This window comes from Vibrio sp. 03-59-1, assembly GCF_013114135.1.
GTDB classification, from domain to species: domain Bacteria; phylum Pseudomonadota; class Gammaproteobacteria; order Enterobacterales; family Vibrionaceae; genus Vibrio; species Vibrio cortegadensis.
The window spans coordinates 152,247-165,541 of the sequence record NZ_VTYA01000008.1 but is presented as its reverse complement, the minus strand read 5'-3'; the positions used below and the strand labels follow the sequence as shown (position 1 = coordinate 165,541).

The following is a 13,295-nucleotide window of genomic DNA, read 5'->3' as shown; positions in this document are numbered from 1 at the left end:
GGCCTCGGCTTGGTGGTTTTTGTTTGTGCTAGATGCAACTTATTTGTATCCATAAGTATTCATAACGTATCGCTATTGGTAATAGAACTGGCTAATGTGCAAAACATGCCATTGCTTATTAACAACTTCTGAACATTCCTCGTCAGATGAACTGTTGCAAAATTTGCAACAGTTCATATCTGCCCTTTTCAATTCAGGACATCTTCTCATCATACTTTGCGGAAGGTTGCTTGACCTATATTTTCGAATCAGTGTAGTGTCTACTGATCTGGGTTCCTACTAGTTTGTCTTCTAATGAAACTTTCATGTCATCAGTTGAATTGACGAAATTACGATCTTTGTTTATCTTAATATGAACACCAACCGATTCACTCACGATACGTGAACACTAGTACTAATAGTCAAGGTAACCAAGTAGGTAGAAGACTAGGGCAGCTCCCATTACTAGTGCGTATTTCGGCTGACGTGACCCCTGATTTCGTTTTTAATCGACCACCTTTTTAAGCCTCTCTTTTCTCTTCCTTAGTTTTACTCCAAGTGGTCGATTTAAGCCAGTTTTCTCATTGATTCCCCCCGTAACTCGATTCTATGACTTTGATGAACCAACCTATCTAAGATCGCATCAGCGATCGTCGAGTTGTCGATCATCTCGTGCCATTCTTTTACAGGAAGTTGGCTGATAATGATCGTGCTGCACTCTTGGTATCTATCTTCTAGCACTTCGAGAAGGTTACTTGCATGCTCTTGGCTGAGTTTTTCCATTCCCCAGTCATCGATAACCAACAGTTTTTTCTTAGACAAGCTCAGTAGCAGCTTTTGATAGCTGCCATCAAGGCGGCTACTACTCAGGTCATCAAGTAAACGATTTAGGCGATAATAACGACTTGGGTAGTGTTGCTCACACGCCTGCTCGGCAAGCGCACAAGCAACATAAGTTTTACCTGCACCTGTTGCACCTGTAATCAGGACGTTCTGTCGTTTTTGTAAATAAGTGCCTGATAATAACTCTCCCATCATTGCTCTTTTTAAGCCTCGCTCTGGGCGGTAGTCCAGTTGATTACCGCTAGCGCTTAGGCGCAGCTTGGCTTGTCGTTTAAGTCGTTGGATTTTGGTTTGCTCTCGGTTCACCAGTTCATGATCAAGGATTAGTCCTAACCTTTCTTCGAAGCCTAGTTCTGCATAGGTAGCGGGTTGTGTCCTTTGTTGTTCCAGTGCATCTGAAGCATGGCTTAGGCGTAGTGATTTTAACTGTTGGATTAATGCGTCCATATCGTTTCTCCTAGTGGTAGTAGTTGGAACCACGAACATTAGTGTGCTTAAGGTTTGGGGTGTCAGGTGAAGGCTGTGAGAGTGTGCCTTCACGATGGTTCTTCAATAAGTTTTTGACGAAGCTAAGGTATGGCTTCCCTGCCATTAAAGCATCTCGACAAGCTTGTTCTAACCGAGCGTCTGAGTGCTTTTTGGCAAGGCTTAGTAACCCAAAACAACTTCTAAAGCCCAATGCTTCATGCTCTGGGCGTTTGAGCAGTATCTGAGTAAGTTCGCCTGCCGCTGGCCCAATAGTTTTTCCCCAGCGGATAAAGCGCTCAGATGTCCATGACTGGTATTGATGGTTGCTTGGCATATGCTCGTGAACGGTAGAAAGTGCATATTCCTTCTGGCTTGTGCAGTGTTGAGCAACGATGCTCCCTTTGTGATAGATACGTATTATTTGGTGAGTTGCTTCAAGCTCAACTTGTTGCCCAACAAGTTGGTGTGGCACTGAGTAGAAGTGCTTTTTATATTGGATGTGATAATCAGGGGAGACGGTTGCTCGTTTAGTTTCGATATACACATATGGTTGCGATGGCAGTGGCTTTAACGCTGGGCGGTCAACTTTGTTGAACAAGTCATGTCGATTGACACCAAGCTGCTTCATCTCTCGTTGGTTTAAGTCATGCATCAGCTCTCGGATAGCCAGATTCAGCTCCGCCATTGTATGGAACACTTGATGACGAAGGCGCATCATTATCCAACGCTCTACGATGAGAACTGCGTTCTCAGCTTTAGCTTTATCTTTTGGCTTGTAAGGTCTGGCAGGCATCACGGCTACACCGTAATGTTGTGCCAGTTTTCGGTAGCTCTCATTGAGAATAGGGCTATGACGGTCTGCTTTCGTTACGGCAGATTTCAGGTTATCAGGTACAAGTAGATTCGGAGCACCACCAAAATGATTAAAGGCATTCACATGAGCCATGAGGAAGTGTTCAAGCCCTTGGCTCTCACTAGCCTCGACATAGGTGTAATTTGAGGCCCCTAAAGTGGCGACAAATACCTGAGCATGTCGGCATTCTCCTGTATCAGGATTCACAACAGGGATCGTGGGGCCACAGTAGTCAATGAAGAGCTTGTCACCAGCATGGTGAAGTTGGCGCATGCTGCGTTTTTGTGTCTTTAGCCAACGCCTATACAGTTCGCAGAACTGCGTATACCCATAGGCTTTGTCTTGATGTTGATGACAATACTCTTCCCAAAGCAAAGCTTTGGTCATCCCTTTACGCTTTAACTCTAAGTAGCAGAGAGTAAAATCAGGCATCACTTTATGCTGAGAGGATGAGCGACCATCAAACAAGGCTTGGGTGATTTGATTTTCATGATGAGCCTCTTCCAGTGGCCACGTGAGGCCACTCGATTTAAATCGAGACAGATGCTGAGATACAGTGGAATGAGCAATATTGAGGCAAGCTGCGATCTGTCGATTGGAAAGATTGCACTCGTATCGGAGGCGTAAGATTTCCTTAATTTTATTCATTGGCATTCTCTTTTTCGGCATGATTTATCCTTAGTGCTCTCAACATGAAAGACTCAGGTTAAACCTATTGATTTAAAAGAGAAAAGAGGTTTATTTCGGTAAATCGACCACCGATTTCGGAAATGCACCGAAAAGTGGATGATTAAAAACGAAATGAGTGGTCGGTTAAAAACGGATTTGGTGGTCGATTAAAACCGAAATAGGCGGTCGGCTAGCTCCGAAATGTGCAACTAGTTGATGAGATCTCAATAGAGCCATTGTGAATCCTAATTGAAGTTATCCTATAAGGGAGGCTTCGCTGACCGTCTTGTGCTAAAAAGACACTCAGCATGTAATTAGGATATTACTATGCCTGTAAAAACACTCCACACTTCTTCTGAAGCTAAAAAACACTACAAAAGCATCTCTTACGAAACCCTATTAGCAAGCTGGCTATTACAAGATGGTTGGGAAGTATTTATGCCCATGATCGATCATGGCATGAAGACCGATGTGCTTATTTCTGATGGGAACAAATTCTACCGTCTTCAAGTGAAGTCGGTGGAGTGCTTTGATGAAAGCACGGTTGTTACTGATCAATGGCAGAATGCACAGATTGATTATGTAATATATTTCTCAAGATGTTCAAATTGGGGATACATTACGCCGCCTTTTAAGGGAAGGAGGAGGGTTAATCACCCCGAGCATGTAAGGTTTCACCAACACCCAAAGAACTTTCTTAAAGCTTTTGGTCGGGCTTAATAAGCTCTATTCAGCATGAAAAATCGTGAATAGTTGGTTAATAACATACTACTGACTAACTTTGTTTACACACCGACAGAATCGCTTGGTGATCACAAGTGGAAGTACGGACTTTGTGACTCGGAAATGCCCCTTTCCTTGACAGCTGCGTTCAGACTCACAAATCATAGTGAGGTGATTTGACCTACTTTTTCTTATCTGTGTAATGTCTACTGCGTGAGGGTCGTACCAATATTCACCGATATAAAATTGAAGACAGTCTTCCGTCTACATTGTGATGTACCGCACCGTGAGTACTTTGATTGGCTAACATGTTTTCGATAGAGGTTTTTGTAAGGTGATGATTAGGTAATGGACCTATATGAATAGCAATAATAGCCTCTGGAGGAAAAGCTAGTTTTATACACGGAATAACAACGTTGTCTTTAACACGGAAGTACACATCTTGTGATCGCGGTAGTAAAACTACCGTTCGCTTTTCTGATTCTTCCCTAAAACCGTGATTCTTCATCCTTAAAGCTGCGCGGCAGTAAGCTGACAAGTCATTTCAAACGAATAACGACCAGCCAGCTTTCTCAGTACTCCATTCTTCAAAGTGTAGCTTAGTAAGCCAATTTTCGAATAGCTCATGTATTATCTGCGCTTTATCGGCCTCATCATATGAAGTCAGTGAAATTTAAACTTTTAGGTCTAATAATGTGATATGGATAAAGAAATTGTCATTATGTTGTTGTATATTTGACCTTCACTCTCCTTTGTTCACTCTAGGAAATGAGATTCATGAAGAAGATTAAATTAGGAATTTGGTTGGCTATCACCTCAGGTGGCTTAGTGGGTTGTCAATCTACAATTATGGAAACACTTGAAGAGCACAACATTTTAGTAATAAACAAAGATGCAAGCCTCTTCGGACCCGGATCCGGACCTTCCGTTAAACAAATTGATACACACGGCAAGCTAGCTGGCTATCCTTATCTGTTGGAAAAACATCCAGATATAGGGAAAATCCCATATGCTTATAAGCACAAACCTCATGTGATTAAAATGACCGAAGTGTATCTTGGTATGCCAAGGGAGGAGCTTGGCAAAATAGCAAAAATACACCCTTTGCAACGAAAAATGGAGTATGTGGCAAATATTATTCCGCCAAGAGATAGGGTTGATAAGCAATTCTATGGTTTTGAGAAGCCTATTGCACCAGCAGGTCGGAACAGCATAAACAATTGTCCGCATGTAAAAGGTGAGTACAAAGACTATAATTCTGTCTTAGGCTACAGTTCTTGTGGGGAGTTTCCTTTACGGGGAATAAGCACAAAATCAATTCCTGCACTAAGGTACGCTCAAGATATTAAAAATGCAACTGGCTACGGGTTATACAAGGCTCAGTATGATGAAGTATATAATGGATTTAGCTTCGCTAAAGGTTATGCATTTAAACCAGAAGAATTGTATTACTCCTATCGAGTAACTACTGATATGCATGATAGAGTGGTTGCGTTTTCAGTAACTAAGCGTTTTCCTTTCAAAGCTGGCTTTTTTGAAGAGAAAGAAGCTGGGCTTAAGGAACAAGCCAAGCTGCTAAATGTGCCATTCAAAGAGTTTAGCGAGGGCTTTAATGTCTCTGGATTACGTTCAATTGCCTATACTGTTGGTGCAGACCAGGGTTATATGCTAATGAGAAACCCGTGGGGCTATGCCGTAAAATATGCAACAATTCCACTATACATGGTCTCAACTATAGAAGATGACATAAAATATGGCATACTTTCAAGTAAAACTCGTGCTCCATACGAAATCACATTATCTTGTGATTTAGATAATAAGGACTACTGTTACGTAAATTACCAACAAAACGCTATTTTCAGTTCGTACCAAGCGTCTGCTGAAATATTGACTAGTAAAAACAAAGCGAAAATAAATGAAAAAGTTCTTGAGTACGTTAACAAATAGAAGAGAATATAAGAACCCGTAACAATGCGTAATGCCGATGAGTTAAGGCATTAATTAACGGTTCAATTGAACGCTCCTATCAATGTGTAAGAATCCGATATCAGAGAACTGATATCGGATTCTTTTATGCGTTTTGAAAGTGAGTTGGCAATAAAACCCAGATGGGCTTTATTTGCAACGTATACGTCTGAGCACATACTTGAATTATGTGTGTAGTAATATTTGCTGAATATAAATAATCTGTTTAAGAGTGACTCGCAATACGTGGAATTTTCACTATGCGTTGGTTTTAGTGTTCAAGGTGGTATGCAGTAGCGCTTGTACTGCGTTGCTCATCCCTTAACAGGGGGTTCTTTTCCATACGTGAGCTAATCCGTTACACCCTAATTTAGTAATATAACTGACTCAGTTTTATCCAAAAGTGATTTTGGTGGCGTTTAAAGTGGTAGCTGTGCTCTTATCCAAGTTTGTAAGGCTAAGAGCTGTTGAGCATTTTCAGTACAGGTTTGCAGGTTAGCCACATCTTCCGCTAAGACTTCGGCATTTCGCTTATATGCAGAGGTTGGGGCGGAACCATTAACGAGGGAGGCGGGTTGCTGAATACCGATTGCTCGATTATGCGCTCGCACTGATTCGGCGCGGATGTGCAACCACTCAGCATCATTAGCAACACACTGCTTATCATTGTTATTTTGAGCATACTCGATCACCTTTTTTTCTATCTCTCGATATTGAATTCGTATATCTGGCTTTTGGTTGGCAAGTTTTACCGCTAACTGAAACGCCTCATCCTGTTTCTTCTCTATTTTTTCAAATAGCGCATCTTGCGTTTTTGCGGCTTTGGCGTGAGTACTTATCACGCCATAGTCGTAAGAGTAATACGCGACTAAGCCAAGAACGGCGACCACGCATAGGGTTTTAAATAGGGTTAGATAGCTTGCCAACATTATCACCATCCATTCAAACAAACGTGTTGTTCTTTGTTTCGACGTTTAGGAATACCCCCGCAATTACTTTCAACAATTAAGCAGTTTTTACCATTGACGTAAATCCACCTTGGGTATTGATTACATGCTGCGATGCTATCGCCTTGGTTGAACAGTTTAAGCAAGGTGGAATCTGCAAAGTTTCCTGCGCCAAGGTTATAGACAAAACTCACCATCATGTCGAACTCGCCTTGGCTTGGCGTTTGAGTGATATGCTGATTCACCACTCGCTCAGCAGCAGCGATATCTTCAACAAAATATTCTGCAACTTGTTGTTCGGTCAATATGACTTCAGGGTTTACGCCTTGAGTATGACCAAGACCAGCCGTCCAAACGTCAGCACTACATTGATAAGGTTTAAGGCGGCACCCTTCTTCACCAGCAACATGACGAAGACCATTTTCACTTGTCTTGAGCTCTGAGCCGACATTGAAGACGATGGCCAGCACGGAGGCGATCGAACACACAACGCCTTTTATCGCTTTGGTTTTTAGGCTCATGCGGCACCGTCCTGTTCATTTAGCTTAGCGAGTTTCGCTTTATTCAATTGAATGGATACGGCGTAGTGCTTAATCGCCATAATGCCAGTGACAATACCCACTGCCGCTGCGACTAATTGTGCAATGTCATCTACGCCAAAACTCAACATCGTGGACATAATTGATGTGACAGCTTTCTTAAGTCCGGTGGCATCTAACAGTGATAATACGAATGCTTTCACTCCAGTGTCGTTCATTAATTTCTCTCTCGTCGCTTGTGATTAGTGCCCCCATTAACAAGTTTAAAGCGTTGAGTTTTAAAGAGTAGCGGTTGGGTTTCTAGTGAAGAGATATAGAGGTAGGCAAAAGAAAACCCAGCAAATGCGCTGGGTTTAGGTTAGTTAATTATCGGCATTCCGCTTTGAGTAGTAGGACGTTCAGGTCGAGTACAATAAGGGAAACCGTCAACGTCTGGGTAATCCCGCAACAATTGTAAGTAGTTATTGAGTTCAATGAGATAGGGATGATCAATTTCTTTTTTGAGTTCGGAGACAATCAAGATTTCCGAATTACGCCATTCTCGCTCTTCTGTAATTTTCGATTCTAAGCGAGTCGCGTCTGTGGAAGCTACCGACTCGATGACAACAGCCATAGCACCATCAACCCAACGCTCTTCAGTATAACGCTCTCCATTTTGAGGTTTCTCATTCACCTCTTTATTGTCCAAAAGTTTGTTACACACGTCCACAATGTGTGTGTGATCACCAAGCGATTCTGTCGTACCTTAATTACTAGGTTCTGCTTATAGCAAATTGTGGTCGCTCTTGGTGTTGTGTAACTTTCTTACACTCAACTCTCGTGCTGTTGTTGAAGTTTATTAAAAGGACACCTTATGGTTTTAATTTTGGACGTATTATGCTTTTAGATATTGAGTAAGTTATTGAAAAACAAACAAGTGGTTGGACGCTTTATGGTTTCAGCGACAAAAAAAGCCGCTCTTTATGAGCGGCTTTTTGCTATCTGTCGTTTGTCAAATAACAGAGTAGGTGTTTTCATATCCTTGTACATGATCGCCAACAACATCCCCAATGCGTGCACTCTCACTTCAAATATTAAAAACTTTTTCCGTGACAGAATTATTTGGTGCTCACAATGAGCGTAGATATTCTGTAACTCGGAAATGCCCATTGTTGGTTAAGTGTTAGAGTTTAAACAAGGTTGATCTTTTAACGTTGACTTACAAAAAGTAATGAGTGGAAAAAGATAAGATATGCCTCAATATATGATCGTGTTTTATAAGTACTGCTGTAACAAAAAAGCTCGACAAAACCGAGCCTAGTTGTTATGAAATTTTTCATGAGGCCTTTTCATTTAGCTTTACGAGGGTATCAAGACCTTGACGCCGCCTCTGCCGCTTGCTTTGCTTGATATGGAACTGCATCCAATAGCCTCTCATACAGTGACATTGCTTGATCCTTAATAGACGGAGTGGTTCTTTGTAAAGTAACTGTTAGCTCAATTAATTTATCTACATCTTGAATATAGCCACGAGGTTTTTCTGCTAGTTTCTTATCAATAATGGTTTTTACTATCAGTAATATCGCTCGTAATGCTTTAGGCCGAGGATTAATCTTTACTAGTGCCTCAAGCAAGTTGTGTCCTTCTGCTAAATTAGCATTCCACAGATTAGTTCATTAGTTTTTTTTGATTTGACATAAACTAGAAATAATAGGCACCTTCCATTAAAATCCTTTTTTCTATAAAAACTCGGTGGGAAATATGGCAGTGCGAGACGATCCAATAGAGTGGTTTATAGTTCTGATTGTTGTCGTTGCTTGGGTATTAGGATTAGTAATTATTCAATGGAGAAATGAAGTGCTTAATGACATTGTTGCATATTTTACGATCATTGGTGCAGTCGCAGCAGTCTTTGCTACTGTAATAACGGCCTACGCCGCATGGTTTGCTATATCTACCTTTAGCAGCTTTGAAACACAAAAACGAAAAGATACCATCGAGAATACTATTCTTGATTTGGTTGTTAACTGTCAAGATTCAATTCGATATCTATACGAGGTAATGGATGCAATATGTGCCAATTATGAGCGTCAAAATATTTTAGAGTACGATAATGAACTGAGAGAGAAACTATCCCAATTAAATGACCCACAAACTCTATCTAATGTCTCTGATGCTGATCTCGCTGTCAGATTGGTAGCAAGCCAAAAATTACGCAAAGAAATATCCTCAAAGAGACGAACCTTGCTACTTGAGCAAGGTGTTCAACTTCAGATGAGCCAGCTTAATGCAAAAGTAAACAGTGCAAGACGGCTGTTAGTGAACCTGAAAAAATTTAGTATTGAGGAAGACAGAATTCAAAAGATTAAAGAAATTCATATTGCGGTTACCGTAGCCAAGAAAGGGCTTGAAAATTTAGATTTTAGTGGTTTACGTAACTATTTGGGTGAAACTTCATTACGGCTAGATACTGGCTTAATCGCAAGTCAGCATTACTATAATTCACCAAAAGAAATGCAAGATGGCATGTGTCTAATTGGTCTAAAAATGAATGGCACCTTAGCATACGTACCAAATTTATCATCGATGCGGTTACATGATATAGAAGATTTAATCTCGGACGAAGCTTTCAAAAATAAGGGGGACTGATAGTCAGCGTAATGCTATCTTCTTTTAAATCTTCAGTAAGTGATTTTACTGATATAGCCTTTGTCCGCATAGAGCTTACAATGAAAAGTGATCTGCTCCTGTGATACTGGCCACTCACGTAAGCGACTTTTTCCATACTTTTAATAATTCATGCTTTGCTACATTAGCAAAAGACATAACTCGGATTTGTCCAGAAGTATGCTGCAGGTGGCTTCAGGTGATTTTCCCACTAGCTCTAATAGAGGTTGTGGGAAAGATCTCCTAGGGGGATGATGAGCCTACCGCCATTATGCCCCAGATTTTGTTCTCTTCTCGACAGAGCGACACTTGCCTTTATCCTAGGTTTACCAATCTCATTACTAACAATATACCTCTACACATTCTTGTAATTTCTCTCGTTAAGGTTCAAAATATAACTGTACAAATAAACAGTGATATTTTATGAATGTTATCCCTATTTCTGCGAGTGCAGGCATTACTGGTTTTGAAAGCCCGGCTTCGGAATACACTCAACTGGCTTGTGATTTAGATGAACTATTAGTGGATCATCCAAGCGCGACCTTTATAGGCAAAGCGTGTGGTGATTCGATGGAAGGTGTCGGTATTTTTGATGGAGATCTATTGATTGTCGATAGGTTTGTCACGGCCGTTGATCAAGACGTGATTGTCGCCAATTTGAATGGTGAATTCGTGTGTAAGCTGCTTGATACCAGTAGAAGGTTACTTGTATCAGCAAAAGAAAAAATACAGCCAGTGCCTATTAATGATTACGATACCTTTAGCATTGAAGGCGTAGTCGTTCGCTCTATACGCTGCCACAGGCCAAGTTATTTATTGAGGGAAAGATAGTGTTTGCGCTTGTTGATGCAAATTCCTTTTATTGCAGTGCAGAACAGGTGTTTCGTCCGGATTGGCGTGGAAAGCCGATTATCGTTTTATCCAATAATGATGGTTGTATTGTTGCGGCAAATCGACAAGCGAAAGAGGCGGGTATCCCCAAGTTTGCTCCCTATTTTAAAGTCAGAGAGATGTGTGAGCAGAAAGGCGTGATTGCTCTCTCTTCTAACTATGAATTATATGCCGATCTCTCTAGTAAAATGATGGAGGTAGTCGGCCGTTTTGCCCCAGATCAACACATCTACTCTATCGATGAATCATTTCTCTCTTTCGAACGAAGTCACCTTGCTATCCCTTGTTTAAGAACGCATGGTTTACAGCTCAGAAGATCGGTTTGGAAAGAGTGTCGATTAGCGGTGAGTGTCGGGATGGGCACCACACTCACCTTAGCCAAAATCGCTAACCATGCCGCTAAAAAAATTGAGGGTTATCATGGTGTTTGTGTTCTTGATAATGAACAGGAACGAAAAGCGGTGCTTGCTCAACTTGATGTCGGTGATGTATGGGGAATAGGGCGTAAGTTAACCCAGAAACTGAAACTCGTTAATATTCATACAGCCCTCGATTTAGCCAAGTTTCCGGTGGGTTTAGCCAGAAAAGATTTCAACATTGACGTTGAACGAACCGTGAGAGAGCTAAACGGGCAACAGTGCAAAGGGTGGGATAGTGCAAGGGCAGACAAAAAACAGATTTACTCTACAAGAAGCGTGGGTGAACGTATTGTGGATCTTGAATCTTTGCAGCAAGCACTGAGTAAACATGCCGCCATTGCTTCCCAAAAGGCCCGTAAGCAGGGATCACTATGTAAAGTGATGCTCTGTTTTGCGGCAAGCTCTCCCTTTGATAATAAACCCGCCAGTTTTCGTGCGATTCATCGCTTTCCATATGCGACATCTGATGTGACTCAAATTACCCACGCGGCAAATCAGTTGGCGATTGAGCTTTATTCTGAGGGGGTTCAATACTACAAGCTAGGCGTTGGATTGATCGAGTTAGTGGATGGCCGTCATGAGCAGAAAGATCTGTTTAACCCGAACCCAAATAATGATCCGCTAATGGCAGTGTTTGATAATTTAAACCAAAAGTATGGGAGCGATACTCTGTTTTTAGGTGCTCAAGGTATTGATCAGAAGTGGGGAATGCGCCGTGAAATGCTGACGCCGCAATACACCACAAAATGGCGAGACTTACCAAAAGTTAGGTGCTAGCCATGACGGTATTCTGGCAGAATACGTGAGACGCGTTGTTATAAATAATGGATGGAATCCGAATGATTGAATCTTTATCACTTGATCAAGCTAGGAAGCTGGTTTTACACGCTCAGAAAATCCCCCCAAGAAAGCAGAAAGTTAGCGGATTAGAGGCGACGTTATCCGCGATAGAGCACTTGGGCTATATTCAGATTGATACTATCTCTGTGGTGCAAAGAGCCCATCATCACACGCTTTGGAATCGCAGTCCGCGATACCAACCTGCACATTTAGATCAGCTATTATCCGACAAGAAAGTGTTTGAGTATTGGTCTCATGCCGCTGCTTATTTGCCGATGAGTCAATATCGTTTTAGTCTATTGAGAAAGAAAGCATTTGCCTCCGGAGAGCAGAGTCATTGGTATAAATGTGACTATCAGTTAATGGATTCAGTGCGACAACGAATTGCGGATGAAGGGCCGTTGATGGCGAAAGACTTTGACGGTGCAGATAAAAGCAGCGACGGGTGGGGAAGTAAGCCAGCGAAACGAGCATTAGAAAACTTGTTCATGCAAGGTGAACTCATGGTGCCAGAGCGGAGAAATTTTCATAAAGTCTATGACCTGACAGAAAGAGTGTTACCGACGGAGGTAGATACCAGTGTGCCAAGTAAAGAGGAGTACGCACGCTTTTTGATTTTGTCGTACATTGCTGCGAATGGGCTTGGGACGGCATCCGAGATGACGTATCTTCTTAAAAATATTAAGCCGCTCCTTAATGCAACCATTAAAGAGATGACAAGCAATGGTGACATTATTGCCGTTGATGTTGGAAAGCAGCGCTATTATACGACTTCAGAATCGCTTGAACTGCTTAATCAACCTCTTAATCGTAGCCAAGTTAAAATCCTTTCACCATTTGATAATCTGCTCATTCAGCGTAAACGAATGAAAGCGCTATTCGAATTTGATTATCTTTTAGAGTGCTATGTTCCTGAACCAAAGCGTCAATATGGCTATTTTAGTTTGCCAATTCTCTGGGATGGTAAACTTGTCGCCCGGATGGACTGTAAGAAAGACAAAAAATTATCAGTGTTGAATGTTTTGCACTTATCTATTGAGCCTAGCATCCAGAAAAAAGATCAATTCCTCTCAAAGCTACCCCTAGAGCTCACTAATTTTGCTCACTTCAATGGGTGCAAAGCGTTCAAAATCCATCGAACTACTTCATGATAGTAGAAAAGAGAGCGGAGAACTCTTCAATCTTCTTGCGGTTAATGCGATAGCACATTCTAGGTGGGAAAGGTTTTGCAGATATAAACTCAGCCTGCTTCAGAATGCGTAGATGTTCCGAAACTGTAGATTGTGCCAACCCTAGTTCAGAAACGAGATCACTGTTTAAACAGCCCCCTAAGTTATCTAAATTTAAGAGAATTTTTAGGATCCTTACGCGAGCAGGATGAGAAAGTGCTTTCGATAACACAGCAAAATGTTTTTCTTGTTCAAGATCTTGCTCTGTAACAGAGAAAGCTTGAGCGGTTGCTTCTATGCAGCTCATACCCATTATTGTGACTCAAAGTTTATCGTCGAATTGC

At 41.6% G+C, this 13,295-nt stretch carries 14 protein-coding genes; 6 read left to right on the top strand and 8 right to left on the bottom strand.

The features are described 5' to 3' along the window. Positions 1-546: 546 nt before the first annotated feature. Both istB and istA read right to left on the bottom strand, forming a co-directional pair. Positions 547-1,269, bottom strand: coding sequence for an IS21-like element helper ATPase IstB (istB, locus tag F0249_RS10440; protein ID WP_171756619.1), 723 nt, complete (start codon positions 1,267-1,269; stop codon positions 547-549). Between the two features lie 10 nt (positions 1,270-1,279). Continuing rightward, entirely contained in the window at positions 1,280-2,812 is a 1,533-nt protein-coding gene (gene istA, locus F0249_RS10435; RefSeq protein WP_171756618.1) for an IS21 family transposase, read from the bottom strand. A gap of 327 nt (positions 2,813-3,139) precedes the next feature. On the opposite strand from istA, the gene F0249_RS10430 reads away from it, so the two are divergent. Together F0249_RS10430 and F0249_RS10425 are read left to right on the top strand one after the other, a co-directional pair. Next, positions 3,140-3,532, top strand: a complete 393-nt coding sequence (locus F0249_RS10430) for a hypothetical protein (RefSeq protein ID WP_171756617.1) — start codon at positions 3,140-3,142, stop codon at positions 3,530-3,532. 780 nt (positions 3,533-4,312) lie between these two features. Continuing rightward, a complete protein-coding gene (locus F0249_RS10425) occupies positions 4,313-5,482 on the top strand; it encodes a hypothetical protein (protein WP_171756616.1) in 1,170 nt (389 codons plus the stop codon). 437 nt (positions 5,483-5,919) lie between these two features. Here the strand turns inward: F0249_RS10425 and F0249_RS10420 are convergent, their stop codons facing one another. From F0249_RS10420 to F0249_RS10400, 5 genes are all read right to left on the bottom strand, one after another. Continuing rightward, entirely contained in the window at positions 5,920-6,429 is a 510-nt protein-coding gene (locus tag F0249_RS10420; RefSeq protein ID WP_171756615.1) for a hypothetical protein, read from the bottom strand. A 2-nt stretch (positions 6,430-6,431) separates the two neighbouring features. After that, positions 6,432-6,968, bottom strand: coding sequence for a lysozyme (locus F0249_RS10415; protein ID WP_171756614.1), 537 nt, complete (start codon positions 6,966-6,968; stop codon positions 6,432-6,434). Next, complete coding sequence (locus F0249_RS10410) at positions 6,965-7,204, bottom strand: hypothetical protein (RefSeq protein ID WP_171756613.1); 240 nt, start codon at positions 7,202-7,204, stop codon at positions 6,965-6,967. Before F0249_RS10410 ends, F0249_RS10415 begins: the two co-directional genes overlap by 4 nt. Before the next feature lie 140 nt (positions 7,205-7,344). Further along, on the bottom strand, positions 7,345-7,659 hold the full coding sequence (locus F0249_RS10405; RefSeq protein ID WP_171756612.1) for a hypothetical protein: 315 nt from the start codon (positions 7,657-7,659) through the stop codon (positions 7,345-7,347). A 676-nt stretch (positions 7,660-8,335) separates the two neighbouring features. Then, positions 8,336-8,599: a hypothetical protein gene (locus F0249_RS10400; protein ID WP_171756611.1), complete on the bottom strand. Its 264-nt coding sequence runs from the start codon at positions 8,597-8,599 to the stop codon at positions 8,336-8,338. A gap of 127 nt (positions 8,600-8,726) precedes the next feature. Between F0249_RS10400 and F0249_RS10395 the strand changes: the two genes are divergently transcribed. From F0249_RS10395 to F0249_RS10380, 4 genes are all read left to right on the top strand, one after another. Continuing rightward, entirely contained in the window at positions 8,727-9,614 is an 888-nt protein-coding gene (locus F0249_RS10395) for a hypothetical protein (RefSeq protein WP_171756610.1), read from the top strand. 441 nt (positions 9,615-10,055) lie between these two features. Continuing rightward, positions 10,056-10,463 (top strand): S24 family peptidase, encoded by a 408-nt coding sequence (locus F0249_RS10390; RefSeq protein ID WP_017052693.1) that lies wholly within the window; start codon positions 10,056-10,058, stop codon positions 10,461-10,463. After that, a complete protein-coding gene (locus tag F0249_RS10385) occupies positions 10,463-11,719 on the top strand; it encodes a DUF4113 domain-containing protein (RefSeq protein WP_171756609.1) in 1,257 nt (418 codons plus the stop codon). The genes F0249_RS10390 and F0249_RS10385 overlap by 1 nt, the downstream gene beginning before the upstream one ends. 65 nt (positions 11,720-11,784) lie before the next feature. Then, the gene (locus tag F0249_RS10380) at positions 11,785-12,933 is read left to right on the top strand and encodes a winged helix-turn-helix domain-containing protein (protein WP_367613435.1); all 1,149 of its coding nucleotides are present in this window, start codon (positions 11,785-11,787) and stop codon (positions 12,931-12,933) included. Here F0249_RS10380 and F0249_RS10375 read toward each other — a convergent pair. Beyond that, entirely contained in the window at positions 12,923-13,258 is a 336-nt protein-coding gene (locus tag F0249_RS10375; protein ID WP_241807262.1) for a helix-turn-helix transcriptional regulator, read from the bottom strand. The genes F0249_RS10380 and F0249_RS10375 overlap by 11 nt on opposite strands. Between the last annotated feature and the right edge of the window lie 37 nt (positions 13,259-13,295).

What these genes read in the sequence shown, in the direction of transcription:
- F0249_RS10395 (WP_171756610.1), top strand. Translation starts at nt 8,727, where the DNA reads ATGGCAGTGCGAGACGATCCAATAGAGTGGTTTATAGTTCTGATTGTT.
- F0249_RS10420 (WP_171756615.1), bottom strand. Translation starts at nt 6,429, where the DNA reads ATGTTGGCAAGCTATCTAACCCTATTTAAAACCCTATGCGTGGTCGCC.
- F0249_RS10425 (WP_171756616.1), top strand. Translation starts at nt 4,313, where the DNA reads ATGAAGAAGATTAAATTAGGAATTTGGTTGGCTATCACCTCAGGTGGC.
- F0249_RS10390 (WP_017052693.1), top strand. Translation starts at nt 10,056, where the DNA reads ATGAATGTTATCCCTATTTCTGCGAGTGCAGGCATTACTGGTTTTGAA.
- istB (WP_171756619.1), bottom strand. Translation starts at nt 1,269, where the DNA reads ATGGACGCATTAATCCAACAGTTAAAATCACTACGCCTAAGCCATGCT.
- F0249_RS10375 (WP_241807262.1), bottom strand. Translation starts at nt 13,258, where the DNA reads ATGAGCTGCATAGAAGCAACCGCTCAAGCTTTCTCTGTTACAGAGCAA.
- F0249_RS10430 (WP_171756617.1), top strand. Translation starts at nt 3,140, where the DNA reads ATGCCTGTAAAAACACTCCACACTTCTTCTGAAGCTAAAAAACACTAC.
- F0249_RS10415 (WP_171756614.1), bottom strand. Translation starts at nt 6,968, where the DNA reads ATGAGCCTAAAAACCAAAGCGATAAAAGGCGTTGTGTGTTCGATCGCC.
- istA (WP_171756618.1), bottom strand. Translation starts at nt 2,812, where the DNA reads ATGCCGAAAAAGAGAATGCCAATGAATAAAATTAAGGAAATCTTACGC.
- F0249_RS10410 (WP_171756613.1), bottom strand. Translation starts at nt 7,204, where the DNA reads ATGAACGACACTGGAGTGAAAGCATTCGTATTATCACTGTTAGATGCC.